20 protein-coding genes and 1 pseudogene are annotated in these 19,615 nt (G+C 69.1%); 7 read left to right on the top strand and 14 right to left on the bottom strand.

The features are described from left to right. Positions 1 to 6: 6 nt before the first annotated feature. Positions 7 to 213, bottom strand: a pseudogene (locus tag OO70_RS53375) (response regulator); the annotation flags it as partial. 82 nt (positions 214 to 295) lie between these two features. On the opposite strand from OO70_RS53375, the gene OO70_RS48440 reads away from it, so the two are divergent. The 3 genes from OO70_RS48440 (at position 296) to OO70_RS48430 (ending at position 2,116) form a co-directional block, all read left to right on the top strand. Continuing rightward, a complete protein-coding gene (locus OO70_RS48440; protein ID WP_043687405.1) occupies positions 296 to 841 on the top strand; it encodes an IS1096 element passenger TnpR family protein in 546 nt (181 codons plus the stop codon). A gap of 205 nt (positions 842 to 1,046) precedes the next feature. After that, complete coding sequence (locus OO70_RS48435; protein ID WP_078651889.1) at positions 1,047 to 1,442, top strand: hypothetical protein; 396 nt, start codon at positions 1,047 to 1,049, stop codon at positions 1,440 to 1,442. Between the two features lie 5 nt (positions 1,443 to 1,447). Next, positions 1,448 to 2,116, top strand: a complete 669-nt coding sequence (locus OO70_RS48430) for a nucleotidyl transferase AbiEii/AbiGii toxin family protein (RefSeq protein ID WP_043687400.1) — start codon at positions 1,448 to 1,450, stop codon at positions 2,114 to 2,116. A gap of 213 nt (positions 2,117 to 2,329) precedes the next feature. Here OO70_RS48430 and OO70_RS48425 read toward each other — a convergent pair whose 3' ends face one another. Continuing rightward, a complete protein-coding gene (locus tag OO70_RS48425) occupies positions 2,330 to 3,463 on the bottom strand; it encodes a Fic family protein (RefSeq protein ID WP_043687398.1) in 1,134 nt (377 codons plus the stop codon). A gap of 409 nt (positions 3,464 to 3,872) precedes the next feature. Here OO70_RS48425 and OO70_RS48420 point away from each other — a divergent pair, with 409 nt between their 5' ends. Then, entirely contained in the window at positions 3,873 to 4,592 is a 720-nt protein-coding gene (locus OO70_RS48420) for a hypothetical protein (RefSeq protein WP_043687396.1), read from the top strand. Between the two features lie 811 nt (positions 4,593 to 5,403). Here OO70_RS48420 and OO70_RS55090 read toward each other — a convergent pair. Then, positions 5,404 to 5,592 (bottom strand): hypothetical protein, encoded by a 189-nt coding sequence (locus OO70_RS55090; RefSeq protein WP_158711651.1) that lies wholly within the window; start codon positions 5,590 to 5,592, stop codon positions 5,404 to 5,406. 229 nt (positions 5,593 to 5,821) lie between these two features. Here OO70_RS55090 and OO70_RS48415 point away from each other — a divergent pair, with 229 nt between their 5' ends. After that, complete coding sequence (locus tag OO70_RS48415; protein ID WP_043687393.1) at positions 5,822 to 6,577, top strand: hypothetical protein; 756 nt, start codon at positions 5,822 to 5,824, stop codon at positions 6,575 to 6,577. 133 nt (positions 6,578 to 6,710) lie between these two features. Here the strand turns inward: OO70_RS48415 and OO70_RS48410 are convergent, their stop codons facing one another. The 6 genes from OO70_RS48410 to OO70_RS48385 form a co-directional block, all read right to left on the bottom strand. Beyond that, positions 6,711 to 7,361: a restriction endonuclease gene (locus OO70_RS48410; protein ID WP_043687388.1), complete on the bottom strand. Its 651-nt coding sequence runs from the start codon at positions 7,359 to 7,361 to the stop codon at positions 6,711 to 6,713. A gap of 266 nt (positions 7,362 to 7,627) precedes the next feature. Then, the gene (locus tag OO70_RS48405) at positions 7,628 to 8,251 is read right to left on the bottom strand and encodes a hypothetical protein (RefSeq protein ID WP_043687385.1); all 624 of its coding nucleotides are present in this window, start codon (positions 8,249 to 8,251) and stop codon (positions 7,628 to 7,630) included. Between the two features lie 34 nt (positions 8,252 to 8,285). Further along, positions 8,286 to 8,828: an RNA polymerase sigma factor gene (locus OO70_RS48400; protein WP_043687382.1), complete on the bottom strand. Its 543-nt coding sequence runs from the start codon at positions 8,826 to 8,828 to the stop codon at positions 8,286 to 8,288. An 8-nt stretch (positions 8,829 to 8,836) separates the two neighbouring features. Next, positions 8,837 to 9,073 carry a hypothetical protein gene (locus OO70_RS48395; protein WP_158711650.1) on the bottom strand — a complete coding sequence of 79 codons (237 nt, stop codon included), beginning with the start codon at positions 9,071 to 9,073 and terminating at the stop codon, positions 8,837 to 8,839. A 148-nt stretch (positions 9,074 to 9,221) separates the two neighbouring features. Next, the gene (locus OO70_RS48390; RefSeq protein WP_043687376.1) at positions 9,222 to 9,491 is read right to left on the bottom strand and encodes a hypothetical protein; all 270 of its coding nucleotides are present in this window, start codon (positions 9,489 to 9,491) and stop codon (positions 9,222 to 9,224) included. A 268-nt stretch (positions 9,492 to 9,759) separates the two neighbouring features. Then, on the bottom strand, positions 9,760 to 11,976 hold the full coding sequence (locus OO70_RS48385; RefSeq protein ID WP_043687372.1) for a GmrSD restriction endonuclease domain-containing protein: 2,217 nt from the start codon (positions 11,974 to 11,976) through the stop codon (positions 9,760 to 9,762). Positions 11,977 to 12,192: 216 nt separating this feature from the next. Here OO70_RS48385 and OO70_RS48380 point away from each other — a divergent pair, with 216 nt between their 5' ends. Next, the gene (locus OO70_RS48380; RefSeq protein ID WP_043687368.1) at positions 12,193 to 12,645 is read left to right on the top strand and encodes a hypothetical protein; all 453 of its coding nucleotides are present in this window, start codon (positions 12,193 to 12,195) and stop codon (positions 12,643 to 12,645) included. A 103-nt stretch (positions 12,646 to 12,748) separates the two neighbouring features. Here OO70_RS48380 and OO70_RS56755 read toward each other — a convergent pair whose 3' ends face one another. The 5 genes from OO70_RS56755 to OO70_RS51615 all read right to left on the bottom strand — a co-directional run bounded on the left by OO70_RS56755 (position 12,749) and on the right by OO70_RS51615 (position 17,926). Continuing rightward, entirely contained in the window at positions 12,749 to 12,871 is a 123-nt protein-coding gene (locus tag OO70_RS56755; protein WP_267881264.1) for a hypothetical protein, read from the bottom strand. Between the two features lie 123 nt (positions 12,872 to 12,994). Further along, positions 12,995 to 13,534: a DUF6099 family protein gene (locus OO70_RS48375; RefSeq protein WP_407702899.1), complete on the bottom strand. Its 540-nt coding sequence runs from the start codon at positions 13,532 to 13,534 to the stop codon at positions 12,995 to 12,997. 175 nt (positions 13,535 to 13,709) lie between these two features. Beyond that, the gene (locus OO70_RS53370) at positions 13,710 to 14,285 is read right to left on the bottom strand and encodes an RNA polymerase sigma factor (protein ID WP_078651886.1); all 576 of its coding nucleotides are present in this window, start codon (positions 14,283 to 14,285) and stop codon (positions 13,710 to 13,712) included. A gap of 687 nt (positions 14,286 to 14,972) precedes the next feature. Continuing rightward, the gene (locus tag OO70_RS56460; RefSeq protein WP_234337129.1) at positions 14,973 to 16,454 is read right to left on the bottom strand and encodes a hypothetical protein; all 1,482 of its coding nucleotides are present in this window, start codon (positions 16,452 to 16,454) and stop codon (positions 14,973 to 14,975) included. Beyond that, positions 16,451 to 17,926, bottom strand: a complete 1,476-nt coding sequence (locus OO70_RS51615) for a hypothetical protein (RefSeq protein WP_051742416.1) — start codon at positions 17,924 to 17,926, stop codon at positions 16,451 to 16,453. Before OO70_RS51615 ends, OO70_RS56460 begins: the two co-directional genes overlap by 4 nt. Before the next feature lie 685 nt (positions 17,927 to 18,611). Here OO70_RS51615 and OO70_RS48360 point away from each other — a divergent pair. Next, positions 18,612 to 19,556, top strand: coding sequence for a conjugal transfer protein (locus tag OO70_RS48360; RefSeq protein WP_043687363.1), 945 nt, complete (start codon positions 18,612 to 18,614; stop codon positions 19,554 to 19,556). Positions 19,557 to 19,615: the final 59 nt, after the last annotated feature.

Genomic DNA, 19,615 nt, shown 5'->3' with positions numbered 1-19,615 from the left:
CGGTCCTTTGGCCAGGGCTTCCACCTGCTCCTCAACGGCCGCCAGACGCGCGGAGAGTTCGGCGAGCAGGCCGGATGGCTTGGCTGCGTGAGCACCCTCCGTCTGGCCGCCGCCTCCCAACTGGAGCCGCAGCAGCGCCGCCTGCTCCCGAAGCTGGCAGTTCTTCATGTACAGCTCGACGAAAACCGAGACCTTCGCGCGCAGCACCCATGGGCAGCTCGATTCCCCAGGCGGCAGTCACACTCAGTAGCCTCGATGTCAGCTTGCGCACCTGGCGTATGAAGGGGTTGAGGTCGTGGCACGTACCTGGCTGTCCATCCGGGTGGAGTTGGTCTGCGGGCACGGTGCAGACCTGTGGCCTCGCCCCGGCCGGATCTTCGCCGCCGCGCGCTCGCACTCCTTCGCCCAGTTCGCCACGGCCATCGACCTCGCCTTCGGCCGCTGGGACCTCGCCCATATGCACCTGTTCACGTTGTCCGACGGCGCCCGGGTCAGCCCTCTGGACTGGTGGGACGGCGAGGCCCCGGACGGCACCGTGGATGGCCATGCGACCAAGCTGAGCAGGCTGCAGGCCTGCGAGCAGTTCGCCTATGTCTTCGACATGGGCGACGACTGGGCCCACCTGTGCACGGTGGCGGAAAAGCGCATCGATCCTCTCGACGAGCTCGGCGAGGCCCCCGACCGTCCCGTTCCGTACTGGGGTTGGGGCAGCCTCCCGGACCAATACGCACGCCGCTGGGACGGAGACGACGGGGAGTCGCCGATGCCGAAGCGGCCGGCCCGCGGGCTCAGCGACCTGCCTCCGATCCTGCCGTGGTGGGGCGAGCACCGCCGAGGATGACCTCACGCTGCGTGCACGAACTGTCCGCCAGTGGGGAATTGAAGGTGGCCGCGAGCGGGGAAATCTAACTGGCCGCTGACAGCCCAGGCCGTCGCGCTTGCCGGGGAGGAGGAACCGCGCGTCGCGGTGACGGAATGAGTCGAACAACGGCGCAGCGGCCAAGCACCGCCGCAACGACGCCCAGCGGCCCGCCATAATGGGAGTCATGGCAGCCAGCCCACCGCCTCATACACCGTCCCAGGCACCAGACCTGTCCGGCGTGTACGCCGAGGACCTCGCGCTCTACCGGGAGAAGTTCATTCAGCGCCTGCCGGCATCGCTGGAGGAATTGCGCGGGCCCACCCAGGGGGTCGTGGAGCTGCCACTGCACATGGCCTGGTCAGGGCTGACCGTCTACGACCTGGGCAAGCCGCGCCAGCGCATGGGCCTGTACCGCACCGTCCTGCACGAGGGCCTGCGCGAGGACCTGCCCCGCTACCTCAACCAGGATCTGCTCCTGCAGATGTGGCCCATCCTGCGTACCCTCGCCGGCCGCACCGTGCGCACGGTGTGGGAAGACGCCTTTCCCCAGCTCGCCGCCCAAGCCCGGGCAGCCGCGTGAGGGACATGCCGCAGTTGCACACCCGGCTCCTGGCGGATGTGATCGACCTCGGCTCCCCCTATCCACTGGTCCTCACCGGCGGATACGCCGTGCGGGCACACCGCCTCGTGAACCGCCCCAGCCAGGACCTCGACGTAGCCACCGAAAACCCGGCTCCCATGGCCGACATCGCGGCCACACTGCGTGCCGGCCTGGAAGCACGGGGCTGGCAGGTGCAGTCGCTGGAGACCGCTCCGCTGTCCGCCCGCTTCACTGTGACCGACCCGGTCACCGGGCAGGACTGCGAGGTCGACATCCTCAAAGAGATCTTCTGGCGCCCCATTGCCCAGAGCCCCTACGGGCCCGTCCTCGCGGAGGAAGACGTGATCGGAACCAAAGTCCGCGCCCTCGGCGACCGCGGTGCACCCCGCGACCTGATCGACGTATTCGCGGCGTCCCAGCGATGGAGCACCGCCGACCTTGAGGAATTCGGCCGCCGACACGCCCGGGGCCGCTTCGAAAGGGAGGACCTGCAAGCCAATCTCGCGGGTGCCGAGTGGACCGACGACGAGGCCTTCGCCGCCTACGGCCTCGACGAGGCCACCATCACCTCTCTGCGCACCTGGGCCGTGGAATGGGCCGACGACCTCGCAGCACGCCTCCTTCAGGAACCCGACGATCCAGACACCGGCTGATCCAGGACACCCGTCCTCCGTTACCCCCGAACGGGGCACGCAGCAGGAGGAGTTCATCGCCACCGGACCGGCGGCACGTTGCACAGCGGGCGTCTGCCCGATCCCGTGCATCCGCACCACGGTTCTCATCCGCAAGCCCATGAAGACCTGCCACCGTGCTGCGGCAGGGACAAGGATCCCGATGTCTGCTCCCGCGCCCGGGCGCGGGAGGGGTCAGTCGCGGTAAGGGCGTGTCAGGGTCATAGGAGTCTGCGCGATGTCGAGGGCGTCCTGCGGGAATGCGCGGCCTGCGGTGTAGTAGCGGGCGCGGGTGCGGCCGACGGGCTGAAGGATGTCTGCGGCCGTGAGGTCACGCAGGTCACGTTGGGCCTGCTGGAGGCTAAGAGCTTCGCCATTTTGGTAGCGGGAGCGGCGTACGCGTCCGGCCATGGCCACGTCGTGGAGGGCGGTGACGGTGCGCTCGTCCAGGCCGCGGCCGGCGGCGAAGGCTGCCAGACGGCTCCAGACGCGGCCTGAGCGGGCGAGGCGGCCCTGGACGGTCTGGGCCTGCTGGTGGTAGGCGGTGAGGTTGAATCTGATCCAGCCGGAAACGTCCTGATCGGGCTGGTACTGGCTGCCCCGGTCGCCCAGTTCGCGGTAGTACTCCCAGGTGTTGCCCGGCCGTCCCAGCCAGCTCTCGATGGAGGAGAACTCGGGTGCGAGGACTCCTTCTCTGGCGATCATGAGGGTCTGCAGGGAGCGGGACATGCGGCCGTTGCCGTCGGCCCAGGGGTGGATGGAGACCAGGTGCAGGTGGGCCATCGCGGCCCGCACGAGGGCGTGTGTGCTGTCGCTGTCGTTGAGCCAGTCGATGAGTTCCTGCATCAGAGCGGCAACGAGCGGGGCGTCGGGGGCGGTGTAGGCGGCGATGCTGGGATCGCGGGCGTCGGTGACGTAGACCGGGCCCTTGCGCCACTGGCCTGCCGGCCGGCGGACGCTGTGCCGGTGTCCCTGCAGCATCCAGTGGAGTCCGTTGAGCAGGCCCTTGCTGTAGGAGAAGTCCTCGACGTCGTGGAGGGTCTGGATGTAGGTCATCATCCGCTGGTAGGCAAGGGTCTCCTCCCGGTTCTCCTGCGAGATGTCGACCTCGCTCTCGCCCTCCAGGAGGTCCTCGACGTCCACGGTGGCCACCTTGAAACCCTCGATGGAATTCGAGGCCGCCACCGCGTCCGCGGTGAGGAACTTGCGCAGGCCGGCCGTCCACTTCGTGGGAGTGCGCACGTCGTGCCGCAGGGCCGCGCGCATCCGGTCGATCTGGTCGAGGACCTCACGATCCGCGGCGGTGAGATCCGGCGTAGGGAAGAGCATCACCCGATGATATAGTGACGCAATCATCACGTCAAACAGGATGAGCAGCGCCTGCGCACCGGATCGACACCGGTGAAGCCGGACATCCGGCCGGCAGTGGTGTCCGCACGGCGACCGACATTCCGGCCGGACGGATCACAGCCTGAACAGCAGCCGCACCGGCCGACAGGCAGATGGCGGTGCAGGCGGCCAGGATGCACACGAGCGCGATCAGGCCGACTGGGCCGGACCGGGCCCCTGGAGGATTCCTGAGCGGAACCCGAACAACGCAGACGGATGCAACGGCAACTCCGGCCTGTCCCGCCCACCCGTTCCGGCGATGCCACCGCCCCGGCCCGGACTCGTTGAACCAGGCACACCGCCAGCACTCGGCGGGGACAACCTGAGCATTCATCCGAAGGAGCAGCGTGTGGGCAAGGGCAAGAGGCTGCGGGCAGCCCGGCAGACGGCACCCGGACAACGGCGGTACACGGTCGCCGACATCACAGAGATCGGACAGGTACACGGCGTTCTCACCCTGCGCATCGGCGTGGACAACCGGCCACCGCTCCCCCTCGCCCTGCCGGCGGAACTCCTCGACCAGGTACTGCCCCACCTGCGGGAGGCATCCCTGCATGCCGAGGAGGAGTACTGGGACCTCGTGAACTGGTTCGGCGCGACGCAGGCAGACCCCGCCGACCCGACCGCGTTCGCCCACGCCCTGCGCACCTGGCTGCTCAACCAGGACTGGGCCGCCACCCTCGCTGCCGTCGATCCGGCAGGGAACCAGCCACTGTTCGTCGTCTCGAACTTCGCGCACGTCGGCCTGGCCGCAACACCCCCCTTCACTCCACACCCCGCACTGGCGATCATCGACCCGATGCAACTGCGACGCGTGGAGAGCAGTCTCACCACGGCCCATCACCAGGCACGGACAGAACTCGCGCGCCCGGGAGCACCACACCCCTTCGAGCGAGCCGCCCGTGCCCTGCACTTCCTTGCGGAGCAACCCTGGCCGGCCGGCCGCGTCCCCCAGCCGACCCGCGCACAAGCCGATGCCCACACGCAGCAAAGACGCCGCGAATTCCTCGCCCGGGCGCCTTACCTTCTGACCGACGAACACACCCCGCCCTCCTCCACCGAGACCTGAGTACGGCGCACGAACAGCGCCTGCGCACCAGACTGACGTCGGCGCGGCCGGACCTCTGGCGCTTGAGTGTCCTGACCGGTCACAGCCAGAGCCCTGTCCATTCACGTTCCGGGGCGACGCGGCGGCCGGCGCCGGACCGATCTCGGCTCTCGCCTGGCCCGCGGTGGTGTCCGCCATGCGGCGAACAAAATACCGGCCGCGCCGATCACTGCCTGAAGAGCCGCCGTACCGGCTGACAGGCAGATCGCGGTGCAGGCGGCCAGGATGCACACGAGCGCGATCAAATCGACTGTGCGGTGATCGGGCTCTTCCGGGGGCTCCTGGGCGGTACCCGAAACAACAGAGTTCTCTTCTGGTGGCTCAACCTGCGAGGGCACCGCCGTTCCTTCCCGGTCAGGAAGGACGGGCTCGCGAGGAACTGAGCCCCCTGGAAAAGCAACAAGCCGCTTCACGCCGCATGTCTCCTGGGGTTAATTCCCCGGCTTCCACCGCTCACGCGATGAAGCCCGCCCCCCAAAAACATGCAACCAAGCGGCTACACACAGCAAACGTAAGCCGAGTACCGACAGCGTGTCAACGCCCTTCCGGGAATGCCGTCAACGCCACCGCCCCCCGGCTCCCCCGGGCGGCCGGCCCGGCTGCACCGAGGACCGCACCGCCTCGCAACCCGTCCGGTGCGCCGCCACCAGCCGCACCCGCCCTCCGACCGCCCATCACTGCAGCCGAGAAGGAAATCGACGCTCCGCCCCGCCCCTTGACGCACCATCACCCGGCGACCGGGATCACGTGACCCGGCCCGCAACAGCACCTGTCAGCCGCCGTCGCGGGCCGGCGAGGAGGAACCCGCGCAGGACCGGCCCGGCTCAGGCCCCGCACCGGCTCCCGCCGGGTTTCGCCAGGCCTGGACCAGCCGGCCCACCGGCATTCCCTCGCGCTGCGCCCGCTCTCCATTTTTCTCGCGGCGCACGCCCGCGTCGAGCGCCCCTCCGGTGCACCTCATGCATCCGTTCCACAACTCAGCGCAGAAACTCTGCTCCCGTGCCAGGCGTCAAACCCAGCATCACTCGATGCCAGACGTGGGGGTACGGCTGATGCCTCGAACAGGGCTTGCCCGAACCGTATTCGCTCTCCTCGGACTCTGTTGTCTTCTCATAGCCCCTCGCACCGGGGACGGCTCCCTGAGCAACCAGACCCTCATCAACGTCGGCGTGGTACTTCTGAGCACGTCTGTGCTGACTCTGCTGTGGGACCTCGTGGGAGGTGAACCGCTCACCCCCGGCATGCAGAACATCGCACGTGATGTGGCCTCCATCCAGCAACGTGCCACAGAACTGAGCCAACTGCTCACTACCGCCGAAGCACTACGGCACGCCGGCCTGGTGCGGGCAAGCGAGCGCAACGTCAGTCACGGAACGCCCGATGAATGGAGGAATCTACTGGCCTCTGCCAGCAGAGAGGTCGCACTGTCCGGTGTCGCCCAGCACAACTGGGTCAAAGACCGCGAGTATTTCCAGGACAGCGTTATTGCCGGGGCCGCCCGAGGCTGCCACTACCGCATCATGCTGTACGCCCCAGTCACCGGCAGCGGAAATTCCCTGCTCGAGCTGGTACAGAGCGAACCGCACAAGGGCGGCTCCACATCTGCGCACAACATGGAATCACTGTGGTTCTTCCACAACGTCGCCGAAGAAGTCACACGTGCCGGCCACCCCGACGCCTTCCAGGTACGTGTCCTCGACGGTGTCATCCAGTACGTCATGGTGTCGCTCTTCGACCAGACCGTCATCGCCACCCCGTACCTCTACCACGCACCCGCCGAATCCTGCCCGGCGCTGGAGATCAAAGGTGACAGCCGGCCCCTCTTCAAGGTGTATGCGAAAGAGTTCGACGTCCTTTGGGACGAAGCCCGCCCCTTGGCGAACGACGAGATCGCCCTGATCGCCCCGCCCGCCCGCACTCCGTCACGCAACGGCCTCCACCCCTGACCCGGCACGGCGGTTTCACTGACGGGGCCAGGTCCGCTCTTGCCGACAGATAGTCTCCCACCACCGAGGCCCCGTGCTCTCATCGCCTGGGAGCACGGGGCTGAGCGCCTCGCGTACACATCAGGCTGGCAAGTCACTCCAGGGCTTCAGCTTCGATGATGTCGTAGAGATGGGTGCCGTGAGCCCAGCGCTTCAGCTCCGGCCGTCCGACCAAAACGATGGCATGCCGCGCTGCGAATGCGATCGCGGGCTGGGTGAAACCGCTCAGCCCGATCATGATGGGATGGTGCGCTCCATGCTCTGGGCGAGCCGTTCCGTTAAAGGTCTGCACTTCCTTGGAGCCCACCGGTCGCCGCGTGTACTGCTTGCACTGCAAGACCAACTTCCGACCCTGGCCATCCCAGGCCACCACATCGGCTCCCAGGTCCCCGGCGCCTCCGACACGACGCGAGTGGACAAACCCATCACGGGCCAACAACTCGGCACAGGCCTGCTCGAATGCAGCCGGGGTCATCGCAGCAAGTTCCCGCATGCGATAGGTCAGCCCGGAAGGATCGGCGTCTTCCAGAACCGCATCGTCACCGTACGCGTACCGGTAGCCGCCCCGGCCGAAGCGGTCGATCAGCGTGGCGGTCAGCAAGACAAGGCCCAGACAAACGAACCCAGTCCCCCACGGATGATCACCGACCCAGGGCACTGCAGTGCCTCTCACCCACTGCCATAACAGACGCGCGAGCGTGATCGCCACAATGAGACCGACCACGGCCTTCACTCCGGGCTTCATCGTTCCGTCCCTGTACACCACCGCACCCCCGAGACCGTCGCGTAAGTCCCCGAACTACGTTTCTAGCAAAGGCCACTGACACCGCCTCAACTCAACGCTGCTGCACGCTCCTCCATACGCGCACATCACGCCACCCATCTGACCGGCCGCCAGCAGCCAGCACGCGCCCCAGGGTTCAGCGGCCCTGCGGGGCCCCGGCCGAGCCGTCTGAGGGTGAACGCGTCAACCGCCGCACGGTATCGCCGGTTTGTCCAGGCCGACCCAGGTCAGCCCTGCGTGGTGACGTTGTCGTCGGCGTTCCTGAACAGGCGCAGAGCCGTGGTCTTGATGCCTTGGAGGGAACTGGTTGCCCGGAGCCATTCTTCGACGGTGTGCCGTGGCAGCTGGGTGTGCAGTCGCAGCATCGACGTGCCGATGTGTGCGGATTGCTCCTCCAGTTCCCTGAACAGCGCGTGGACCTGGTCATGAGCCAGGGTGCGTGCTTGCAGGCCGGCGTGCAGCCGCTGCAGTGCGGTGGCCACGGTGTGCGCCCTGGTGTGGACGTCGGGAGGCAGGCCGGTGCGAGCGCGGACCCTTTCCACCATCAGCCTGATGTCGCGAAGGCGGGTGAGGACTTCCTCAAGGCGGGTGGCCGGAAGCGGAGTAGCGGGGTCGGCTGTGTGCGTGCTGGTCGTGCGTTTGACGGGCGCGGCCAGCTTGAACGGCTTGAGGCCTTGGAAGAGTTCGCAGCGCAGCGGGGCGAGGGCGGTGCTGCCTGTTTCGGTGTCGAGGGCGGCGGTGACAGCGCTCGTCAGATGCGTGCGGTGGTGGGTCAGGACCTGGTCCAGCAGTTGTTGGGGATCGTTGCCCCCGTCACCCTCACGGAGCGTGCGATGGGTGGGGCGGTTCATGTGCATCCCCCTTTGTGGAGGTAGAGGACAGTGGTCACAGGTCGAGGAGAGTGATCAGCCGCTTGCGGGCGCGGCTGACGTTCTGTCGTACGGCGGCGGGGCTCATGGTGAGGGCTTCGGCGATCTCGGTGTAGGTGAAGCCGTCGATGTCCCAGGCCATGACGGTGCGCATGGTGGGCGGCAGTTGGTTCAGGGCGTCGAGGACGGTCTGCTGGAATTCGGAGACGACCACGGTGGCCAGGGGACAGGTGCCGCCCGGGCGGTCCGGGACGGGGTCCGTGGGAGCGGCACGAGTGGTGCTCTGGCGCCAGTAGCAGCGTTGGGCGGTGACCCGTAACCAGGTTCGTGGGTGGTCCAGGGTGCGCCACAGGTGCGGCAGGAGTTTGGCGATGGCTTCGTGGGCGGCGTCGGCCGCTTCGTAGGCGGTGGCGCCCTGGTGCATGAGGAACACCGTGACCGCGCTCATCTCCTGCGTGTAGAAGGCGTTGAAGTTATTTCGCTGGAAAGGTACCGGCGGCTCGGACTGTGTCTGTTCGGTGGTGGTATGGAGGGGCGAGGGCGGCTGTTCGATGGTCATCGCGCGCATCACCTCGGGTTGCGGCCGGCCGCCTGGCCGCCGATCACGATGTCGACGTCGTGATGCGCGGTCTTCTCGATGAGCCTGCTGCCCGGTGGCAGCGACCGGGTCCGCTCCGACAGTCCGTGCTGGTCGAGTTCGGCACGCCGGATCTGTGCACGGAACCTGATCCAGCGTTGGCCAAGACGCAGGATGTATCCACCCGCGGCAAGCCCCGCCGCGGCCGTCGTCGTCGTGGGATCCATACCCATCCCCTGTGTCCACGGGCAGCGTCCGTCACGCCGCGCTCCCCCTCTATAAGCACGCAGCACGCCTCGTTGTGACAGAGGACAGACCAAGAGGGTCCTCGTCGGTCAGATATGCGGGCCAGCCACCGGAGCTTCATGCGACGCGTCAGCTCACGTGGTACTCCCGCCGGAGAGCCTCCAGTTCCATGATCCAGATGGTGTCGTTGTCGCCCTTCCGACTGGCGGCGTACGGCGGCCGTCTGGCGAGCCTGTAGAACCCCGGGCCCTGGTGGGCGGGAACGTCGTGACGGCCGGCGATGAGCTGCGCGCTCAGGTCGCCGTAGGTCATCGGCTGGCAACCGCTGCGTGCCCGGTCCTTGAGGATGTCCACGACGGCTTCCAGAGCTGCTTCGTAGTCGCTGTCGCCACGTTTCACGGTGTCACGCTCCTGTCTGTGGTGGGGGTCTCGGCATACGTCTGGAACAGGGCTCCTGCGATAAGCCGGAGGTGGGTGGTACCCATTCCCCGTGAATCCGGCGGCAGCAAGCCCGCAACAGCCCCCGACCGACGTCCCATCGGACCCTGGCCGCAGCACACGCCAACCCGGCACGCGCGCGGACACGTCCCCCTCCCCGCCCCTCCCCCGGCGACGTCCCTGCCGGCAGCCACAGCACCACCGCGGCCGATACGACGAGGTCGCCCCCTCATCTGGTGCGGGCTGCGGTGAGGCGCCCCTGCTGCTGGGCCTGGTTGCGCACGTCGCGCAGGGACAGCCGCAGGCCCTCGGCGGTGGTGATGTGCCAGAAGGTCATGCCGGTGCAGCGGCGGGTGCCGCAGACGGTTTTCCCGGCCTCGTCCGCGCTGGTGAAGCGGTCGCCGCTGGGCAGGATGATGACTCCGTCGGCGTCGACGGTGGCCGTGTGGTGCCGGCCTGCGTGGTCGGCTTCGATGCGGGTGCCGGGTGCCAGGATGTCCTGGCGCATCAGGCGGGCCAGGTCGGTGCGCAGCGGGCGGCGGCGTGGGGCGGGTGCCGCAGCGGCCGGCGTGGTCGGGGGTGGTGGGCCGGCGGGTGTCTGGAAGGCGGGTGGGTGCAGGCCGAGGCGGTGGGGGTCCCAGATGCGCAGGCACAGGCGGCGGTAGAGTTCGCCGCGGATTTCGACAGCCTGCCCCATCGTGGCGTTGCCCAGTTCACGGAAGTGGCCTTCGATGTCGTTGGCCGCGATGAACCGCCGCAGGGCGGGATGGTTCTTGCGGTAGTCGGGGGCGAGGATCGCGGCCAGGGCGTTTTCGCGGGCGTAGTGGCGGCGTTTGGTCTCCAGGGGCAGGTCGTTGTAGCTGGCGTTGTCGCTGCGGCGCAGCAGGACCAGCACGCCCAGGCGGGCGCGCCAGGCGCGGAAGGTGGCCTCGTCGGGGGCGTCGTGGGGGACGTGGCGTTCGGGGTGGTTGGCGTAGAGGTGCTCGATCTGCCAGTGGCGCTCGGCGCCGAGGTAGCCGGCGCTGAGGTCGGTTCTGCCCAGGCCTGTTTCGACGTAGGCGGTCAGCCGGGCCAACAGGTAGCGCACCTGGGCCTTGGTGTTGCCGCGCATGCCGAAGGTGACGACCTGCTGGAAGGCGGTGTCGGGCAGTTCGGCCGAGAGCACGCCGGCGACGTCCGCGGTGGTGGCGCAGCGGCGCAGGCGCGGGATGAGGCGGTGGATGTCGCGGTGGAAGTCCTTGGCCTGGACGGGTTCGTCGTTGAGGATGCGCTCGACATAGAGGCGGTCCAGGAAGTTGGCGATCAGGGCCGCTTTCTGCTTGGCGGGCGTGTCCGTGTCGTGCGGCCGGATCGCCGCCAGGATCATCGCCATCTGGCCGCCGAGGCCGTTGGTGTCGTTGTAGTAGAGCGCGGACAGTCCCTGGTCGGGGTAGGGGCGTTTGCAGGCCTCGAGGAAGGTGCGGTGGTGGCCGGCCAGCCGCAGCAGGTCCTCGACGAAGCGGAAGTAGTCATCCGGGTGGCGCAGTCCGATGCGCTCGCGGTGCTTGCGTACCCAGATGTGCAGCGCGGCGTCGATCTCCGGCCCGTCACCGGTGTCGCTGTCCCCGTCGAGGTCGGCGTAGCGGGCCAGGAGAGCGGCTTTGAGGAAGGTGCGGGGGGCGTCGGTGTCGTCGCGGACGCTGGTGAGTTCGGCCAGCATGCGGCGCCACTGTTCGTTGAGTTTCTCCTCGTCCCTGCGCGCGTTCGACAGCAGGAAGCTCTTGACCAGGTCGACCGGGGTCAGGCGGGCCCCGCGGTCGTTCATCGACTCGAAGATGCGGAAACCGCTGTCGCGGCTGGGTGCGCGGATACCGACCAGCACAACCTTCGACAGCAGCCAGTCCACGAACTGCGGACAGTGCTCCGCCTCCAGCCGCTCCTCCAGGAGATCGGCGATCTGCCGGCTGCGCTCGTGCAGGTTGCGCACCGACAGCGAGGCCTGCGGCGGGAGTTCGTAGGGCCGGTCGCGGTAGAGGGCCTCCAGCGCGTCCTGGCGCTCGTCGATGTCCAGGCGGAACATCAGGCGGTTGCCGGGGCCGAAATCGGTGATGACCCGCTCCAGTTTGCTCACCGCGTCGCGCTGCCCCCACTCGACCGCGGCCCTGAACAGGTGCAGGAACAGCAGGTGCAGCGTGGTGAAGCGCTGCTGGCCGTCCACCAGGAACCGCTCACTGTCGGACTGCTGAACGTAGACGAACGGGCCGAGGAAGAACGCCTCCGCGTCCCTGCTGTGCAGCCGGCCCTGGCCCAGCAGTGTCTCGAAGGCCTCGAACAGATCCTCCACCAGCGTGCTGACGTCCTGCGCCGACCACGCGTACTCCCGCTGGTAGTACTCGATCTGATAACGGGCCTGCCCGAACAGCTCCTTCAGATCAAACGTGCCGCCCCGGATCGCCCCAGCCGCCACCACACCTCACCCCCGAGCAGATACCTGCGCGCCCCAACTCGTCCCGCTCCGCAGGCATTTACCCAGCGTAGGCCGCCACGCAACCCACCCGACCCACACCCCCACCCCCCACCCGCGCCCAGCCGGCCCGCAGTAACCGCCTTGCTTCTGTCGGTCGCAGAACGGACGGCCTAGCCGCCGGTAGGCAAGAGCCTGTCTCTCGGCAGACTGCCGGACATGTCCACCGACGTGAGCGGAATGATCGAGTGCAGACCCTTGGCCCGGACCTGGGGAAAAGACGACGAGGACGCGGTATGGCACGCCGCCATTGACCTCTTCCTCCTCGACACCGGCAACGCCTATGACGCCCTGGCCTGCCTCTTCGGCGTCTGCAACTCCTTCGGTTTCCGGCCGCTGACCGAGGACCGCGGCCTGCCGGCGGACGCCTCAAACGGACTGCGGGACGCGTTCGACGCGTGGGGTGGGCCGCAGAACGTGCACGGAACGACATGGATCACATGGGCCGAGCTGGCAGCCGCCGACTGGGACGAGACCGATCGGTCCGCCACGCTCAGCCGAAGCAGGGTCGCCGGGGTGGGGACCCGCTGGGCGTCAGTCTGGGACGTGATGCGGACGCTTGGCGAGCCGCACGGCCCAGAACATGTGCGGATCGTGATCTGGTTCGACTGATCGCGTACCGCATCGACACCGCCGCCCTGCATCTGGCGTGCTCGCCCATCTCCCCTGCCACGAAGTGGAACACCAGTCCCCTCCACCGACACCGCTGCGCCGTTCACTCCCAGGCCCCAGGCCCGCCGAGCCGCTCCCCCTCCAGCTCCTGTCCGCGCTCGCCCAGCACCGGATGGCCACCACTCGCCAACTCCTCGATCTGCTTCAGCCGAAACCCGCCCGCCACAGGCGGGTTTTGCGGCCGGCCAGGAGCGAGACCAGGCGGGTGAGGGGTGAATCACGGTGCCCTGCGGTCTCTCGCTGGCAGGGGCCGCTGCATCCCGAGACGCGGCGGGCGGAAATGCCATCCCTAGCCTGCCGCCGACCCTCGCTTCACAACCTCCTGGTCCTGGGCCGCAAGCAGTCTCAGCAGCTCGGATACCCGGTCCCGGGACTCGTCCGCCGCGTCGATTGCCTCCATGCACTGCCAGTACATTCCCTCATCGTCGACCGCGCAGGCAGTCCCGACCAGGGCGATGCCGACCTCGCCGAGAAGAGCAGAGAGGCCAAGGAGCGTCTCGCGGGCGTCGCCCAACTCGGTGAGCTGGGTGGCGCGCATGGTGCCGATGTCGAGGGCGGGGGTGTCGAGGATGCCGCAGCCCCGGCCGGCCAGCTCGGTCAGGCCAAGCGCCTTGGCCCGGAGTTCGGGGGGGCCTGAGATGGCCAAGCGGCTGCCTATCGCCTGCGCGAGGGCCTGTGCCTGCCAAACCTCGGCCATCACCGCCGAAACCCCGCCGCTCTGCGCCAGCGCATACCTGGTCGCCGCGATGAGCCGCGCTGCCTGACTGCGCGGCCCAGCCGGAAGAGGCTCCTTGCTTTCTGTGCGGGCATTCTCAGTTCCTGCGGCCAGTGTCTCCGTCCGGTCGGGGGAGCCCGTCTGCGACCGGTCGCTCAGCCAGGCGTTGAATCGAGCCAGTCCAGCGGCGGGATCGAACCCAGCATCAGCAGCCCGGTCCGTAACTTGAGACAGAGCGTTGTAGAGATTCTGGACAATGGCCTCGGTCCTGTCCTCGCCGGAGTCGTGATCAGTCATTACTGGTTCCTCCCTCCAGGTCGTCGGCTCCGAATGGCAGATAGGAACCTGCCTCGCCTCTGAGTGTGCGGCGTGCTGCTGACACGTGGGCACTGACCGTTCCCTCGGCCATGCCCAACATCCTTGAAATCTCACGGTTCTGGTATCCGCACCTCCAACGGAGCAGCGCCACCAGGTGCTGCTGCGGAGGCATGCGCTCGATCACCCTCCAACAATGCTCAAGCGCCGCCTCCGTCAGCGCCTCATGAAGAGTGTCTGCCTCAGGCCGCTGGTAGTGAAAGCGCAGCACCTCGGGTTGTTTGCGTCGTGCGGTCTCGTTGCGTCGGAAGTGGTCAATGGCGATATGCGTTGCCGTACGGCAAAGCCAGGCCACCTGCCGCGTGGCGCCGAATATTCGCACTTGCCCCCAATCCCTGGCCGCCGCTTGGAACGCTTCCTGCACAACATCTTCCGTGAGCTCCCTGTCGCCTCGGGTCAGTAAGAAGACGTGCCGGTTGACGTCCTTCGCACACCGCACGTAGCACGTCTCGAGTTCGGCACGCCACGCCGCAGGAATGCGTCCTGTCACCCCCCGCCTCCAAGCGGTACCGGCAGTTGGGGTTCCGGTCCGCTCACCGGCTCTGCCGCATCAGCAGCGGCCTCCCCCACCTGCACCCACATCTCCGGTCCTCCTGGCCCGCCCTTTTGTGCGATGACGGTTCCGTTGGGTGCCGCGTGGAGCAAATCGATCAAGGTCTTTCGTCGAACACGCTCCGCACAGACGCAGTACGTCGCCATAGCGACCCCCGTTGCGACCACCAAGCCAAGGGCGATCCACAGCCCGTGCGTAAGGACGCTCCCCAGCAGCACAGCCGCCCCCGTACGCGAAGTTACCGACATCCTCATGCTCTGTAGTCGTGCGAACGGAAAAAGTCCTTACCAGTAGATACTCGGGGCTGAGTAACGCCTCCAAGACGCGAGGCTGGGTGAGCAGCCCGATGAGTCCGGCACGGCGCAGGTCACCGGCCCGCTCGAGAGCGTGCTGCCTTTCCTCCTCGATGACCCGGGGTACAGCCGTCCCGGTCGGCCCGGTCTCCGGCGTGACGGCGCCGGATTCGCTGTTCATGGCAGCGGGGCTGCCTGAGCGGCCGAGCGGAACGACGGCAGCCGGCGTACGAACCGCCGGTGACAACAAGCGTGTTGCAGAAGCCGCAGAATCAGGATCACCAGGCCGGCCCACAGCGCCTACGTTCCGCATCCGGCTCCGTGTTCCGGCTCACGGACGTGCCGCGAGCGGGGCGAGCAGACCGTCGCCCGGCCACAGGTCCCGTTCGGCCACGAGGCCGGCGAGGAGCGTGCCGACGTCGGCCAGCGCGGCGGCCCGTGCCGCGGGTCCGTAGTCGATGAACTCGTCGGCTGCGGCGTCGTAGGCGCGCACGTGGCTGTGCGGACCGGTGCACAGGAGAGCGCGCGTGATCTCGGGCAGGCCGAGGCTGAGAGCGTCGCAGCCACCGGAATGGGCGAGCTGCACCAGGTCGGTGGTGACGCGCTCCCAGTCGCCGACGGCAGGCCAGCCGGCGCCGCCGTCCAGTTCGTGGGTGAGGGCGGACAGCGGGACGATCCCGCCCGGCTGCCGTCCGTGGACGAGGAGACGGTGGATGCGGGCCCCGTCGGGCTGGAGCACCTGCGGGTGGAGCAGAGAGCCGGCGGCAACGACGGTGGTGTTGATCTCCCGGGTTGCGGGGCCGGGATGGTACGGCTCGTGCGCGAAGAGCAGGTAGACGTCCGCCGTGCGGGCGGCCGGGCCGGGTTCGCTCTGCGCCATCTGCGCCATGGGGAGAAGTCCCTTCAGGGGTGACGTGCCGTGCGCGTGGTGAGGTGCCGCAGGCGTCGCCGGCCGGCCCCCGGAGGGATACGGGCCACGGGGCCGCCCGGGCGCATGGGCCCGGTCCGCGTCGGCCCGGTCCGCGTCGGCTGCGCCGTTCTCGGTGGCTGTGCGCTCGATGAACTGGCCGGCCTGGTCGGCGAGTTGGAGCATCAGCCGCTCACAGGCGATCAGCCGAGGCGAGGCCGAGCGGGTGTCCTGGGCCTGGAGCAGGCCGGCCGCGTCCCACAGCAGGTGCCGGCCGACCTCGACCGAGCGGCGCACCTCGTGGCGGTCGCTGACGGCGGCGGCTTGGAGGAGACCGGCGTGCCAGGCGGCAAGGCGCTGCAGGTACCCGGTCGCGGCTACGCCTTGCACGACCCGGACACGCCGTCGGGCGCGCAGGTCGAGCCGGTCGGGCAGATGATCGGCGAGCAGCGGGGCCAGCAGCGCGACCGGCACGGCGATACCGAGGGGCACTCCGCGGGCGATCGCGTCGACGGCGGCGAAGCATCCGATGACGGCCACCGCGACGGCAAAGTACCGCAGCGACCCGCGGCTCGTGGCGTGCAGGGCCATGCGGCCGGCCTGGCGCCGGGCGAGCCAGCGGACCGCCAGACGGTCCGCCCACGTCGCGCGGGGCGGGAGCACACCGATCTGAAAAGGCCGTTCGGGCATGCTGGCGTCGGCGGGAACCGTCCAGGCCAGCCAGCCCCAGCCGGTGCGCTCGTGCACCAGATAGGGCTCGCCGGCCACGCCGGCGGATCCGGTGTCGCATGCGATCCGCCCCGTCTGCAGGGCGCAGGAGCGTTCCGCGTCCCAGCGGGCCGGGTTGTCGGCGAAGGGCCGCAGGCGTGCCGGGGCCGGGCACGGCGTGCGGAGCGGGTCCGTCATGGAGTGCTTCCTTCCATCGGGTTGGTCGAGGCGGAGGCGCACGTCGTGCAGCGGCCGTCGCCGTCGGGGCGGGCGCGCCGTGGGGTCGGGCCCGGGCAGGTGCGGCAGAGCGGCCAGCCCAGGCAGGCCGGACAGAGGTCCTCGCCCAGGGCGGTTGCGGGTACGCCGCAGCCCGCGCATTCCACGAGAGCCCGGTAGGTGAGGGCTTCGGGCACGGTGCGGACGGCGGATCCCGCCGACGAGGGGGCGGTGTTCGCCGTCGCGAGCGGCACCTCGAACGGGAGCGTGACGTGGTACTCCGCGGCAGTGACGGGCGGCGGGTAGGCCTGCGCGGCGCGGAGCCGGGCGGCGACGATCGCCCCGACCGAGGTACGCACCGGGCGGGGCAGGGGCCGGCCGGCGATGACGTGACGCAACTGCGAGGGGCTCCAGCCGGCCTCCAGCATCACGCTCGCCACCCGGCCCTGACCGGTCAGCACCTTCCCCGTCAGCAACAACTCGGGACGAACAGCCCCGATCTCCAGCAGCAGTTGGATCCCCGGATGCATGGCGTCCGCCGCGGGCACCGCCGGCAGGGATGCCGAAGACGCCGTCGCCTTCGGGGTGCCCGTCCTCCCGGCCGCAGCGGTCGTTCGCGCGGCGTCGGCGTCGGCGTCGGCGCACGGACGGAGGGGTCTGGTGTCCTGGCTGTTGGTCTTCTTAACGATGGTGTTCTTAGTGCCGGGACCAGCCAACACAGGCTCAGCCAATCCTGGAAAACCCGACTCTGGTCGTGAGCTGGGGTTGTGCAGGGCGGGCAGGTCGGTGATGACGTACAGCGCCGGACCGAGCGTGCCGTCGGGACGGCGCTCGCGGGTGCGGCAGAGGAATCCGTACCGCTCCAGCTGGTGGAGCCCCGTGGTGACGGCATCGACACCTTCACGGCCGCGCCGCACCAGCTCGGCGACCGTGACCTGCCAGCCGTCCCGGTGCGTGGAGACGTACCCGAAGATCCCCTTCGCCCTGTAGGACAACCGGCCGTCCCGGAACAGACCGTTGGCGATCTGCGTGAACTGGCCGCCCGCCATCACCCCCCGGCGGACCCCCGCCCCGAAGCCGATGTCGTGTCCGCCTTCGATCGCGGGGCCGGAGGTGGCTTCCAGCAGGGCGATGTCGAGGGTGGCGGGGTGGTCGGTGATCGAGTAGACGACCTCGCCGAGGGTGCCGTCCGGGCGGCGCAGGCGTTCGCGGACGAGGTAGCCGTACCGCTCCAGTTCCCTCAGGCCGGCACGGACCGCCTCGCGTCCGTCGGGGCCCACGGAGACGAGGTGGGCGAGAGTGACCTGCCAGCCGTCCCGGTGCGTGGAGACGTATCCGAAGATCCCCTTCGCCCTGTAGGACAACCGGGAGTCCCGGAACAGGCCGTTGGCGATCTGCGTGAACCCATCGGCCGCCATCACACCCCGGCGGACCCCCGCCCCGAAACGGCTCACCGTGGTGTCTCCGGGGTGGGCCGCGCGCGGTGTCCGGGGCAGCGCTCCGAGCCCGCCGGGATGGGGCGGGTGGCGGGCCCGGGTGCGCGGTCGTGCGTGTGTGCCATGGCGTCAGCTCATCCGCCGGCCCCGACCAGACCGGCGGCCAGGAGCCCCGACCACCGGTCACGATCCGGCAACGCGGCCGTCTGACTGCCGTGGTCGGGCTCATGGTCGGGCCGACCACGCACTCAGTCCGGCACGCCATCGCACCGGGACCCCAACTGCGCAGCCTCGAAGCGGTGTTGCGCAACCGGGCTGCGCAACCGGCCGAGGATCGTGCGCAGTCGCGATGTGCGGTGCGGCTGCGCAACGCCGGTCCGAGAATCTGATCTTCGCCTGCGCAGGGTGCGGGCGGCGCACTGCGCAGGTGCCTCACGAGGTCCGGGTGACATCTGTCTGCGCATCGGCGTGGGGGCCATGGGGCGTGTGGTCGCCCAGCCCCGGTTCGGAAGCGTGGACGGCCGCGCCGTCCTTTTCCCGGTCAGCCCGTGGTCGGGCCGGTGGTCGGGCCGACCATGAGCCCGACCACGGGCTTCGTGTCCCCATCGTGACCGTGGTCGGGGTCTCGTGGTCGGTGGTCGGGTCGGGGCCGGCGGGTTTCCTCAAGGTCAGCAACAACCCTTCCTGACCTGGGAGTTTGACCATGTCCCCTGGCAAGCAGGCCTCAGAGAGCGAGGCTGCTCCTCCGATAGCGGCCGGCGCCCGGCTCGAGACGATGCGACGCCGCGTACGCCTCTCACGCCTGGCCGTGTGGACCGTCATCGCGGCCGGCCCCGTCGCCCTGGCCGTCGCCGTCGCCTCCACTCCCACCACGGTCGAGGCGGCCACCCCCGCCAAGTCCACCTCCGTGCGCACCGTGGCGGCCTCCGCCGACCCGGAAGGTTATGCGCAGGTGTTCGTCAGTGCGTGGCTGCGCAGCAGCGCCGACGACGCGACGAGTGCGCAAGCACGGCTCGCGCAGTCACTCGCGCCGGACGTCGAGTTGCCCGAACCGGCCGCGGGTACGGGTGCGCAGTCGACGCCACAGTCCGTCGTCGCCGTGCGCAGTGCGCAGCACGACGATGATGCGTGGTCGGTGACAGTGGCCGCGCAGTACGCCGACGGGTCGGTGCGCTACTACGCGGTGCCGGTTGCCATCGACGGTGCGGGCACCTCGTTCACGGTCACCGGGGCGCCGGGCGTGGTGGCCGGCCCGGCCCGCGCCGAGGTACCCGCGTCGCCGTACGGCGTGAGCGTCCCCGACGGCGACCTCACGTCAGCGCTCAAGGAGTTCTTCGCCGCCTACCTGACCGGCACCGGAGAGGCGAGCCGCTACCTCGCACCCGGCATCAACCTGCCGGCCGTCTCCCCCACCCCCTACACGACAGCCACCCTCCAGCAGATCTCCGCCGTCGAACAAGCCGCCGCCGAGCAGGTGCCGGGCGACGGCACGAAGGTCCACATCCTCGCGCAGATGGACGCGGCGGACGCGGGCGGGCGGTGGCCACTGGCCTACGAGCTCACCCTCCGGGCCCGCTCCGGCCGATGGGAAATCGCCGCCCTGGAATCCGAAGAGCCCGGGACCGCACAGGCCGGCGGTACACGGTGAACACGGCACACCACCTGATACTCGCCGGACAACTGAATGACCTCGGCAACCACTGGATC

The organism is Streptomyces xylophagus, from assembly GCF_000716435.1.
Taxonomy (GTDB): Bacteria; Actinomycetota; Actinomycetes; order Streptomycetales; family Streptomycetaceae; genus Streptomyces; species Streptomyces xylophagus.
This window is presented reverse-complemented; position numbering and strand designations above follow the sequence as displayed.

Coding starts and splice junctions, on each gene's coding strand:
- OO70_RS48425 (WP_043687398.1), bottom strand. CDS start 3,463: ATGCTCTTCCCTACGCCGGATCTCACCGCCGCGGATCGTGAGGTCCTC.
- OO70_RS48435 (WP_078651889.1), top strand. CDS start 1,047: ATGGCAGCCAGCCCACCGCCTCATACACCGTCCCAGGCACCAGACCTG.
- OO70_RS48405 (WP_043687385.1), bottom strand. CDS start 8,251: ATGAACCGCCCCACCCATCGCACGCTCCGTGAGGGTGACGGGGGCAAC.
- OO70_RS48400 (WP_043687382.1), bottom strand. CDS start 8,828: ATGACCATCGAACAGCCGCCCTCGCCCCTCCATACCACCACCGAACAG.
- OO70_RS55090 (WP_158711651.1), bottom strand. CDS start 5,592: ATGAGGTGCACCGGAGGGGCGCTCGACGCGGGCGTGCGCCGCGAGAAA.
- OO70_RS48360 (WP_043687363.1), top strand. CDS start 18,612: ATGTCCCCTGGCAAGCAGGCCTCAGAGAGCGAGGCTGCTCCTCCGATA.
- OO70_RS56460 (WP_234337129.1), bottom strand. CDS start 16,454: ATGACGGACCCGCTCCGCACGCCGTGCCCGGCCCCGGCACGCCTGCGG.
- OO70_RS48410 (WP_043687388.1), bottom strand. CDS start 7,361: ATGAAGCCCGGAGTGAAGGCCGTGGTCGGTCTCATTGTGGCGATCACG.
- OO70_RS48380 (WP_043687368.1), top strand. CDS start 12,193: ATGTCCACCGACGTGAGCGGAATGATCGAGTGCAGACCCTTGGCCCGG.
- OO70_RS48395 (WP_158711650.1), bottom strand. CDS start 9,073: ATGGATCCCACGACGACGACGGCCGCGGCGGGGCTTGCCGCGGGTGGA.
- OO70_RS48430 (WP_043687400.1), top strand. CDS start 1,448: ATGCCGCAGTTGCACACCCGGCTCCTGGCGGATGTGATCGACCTCGGC.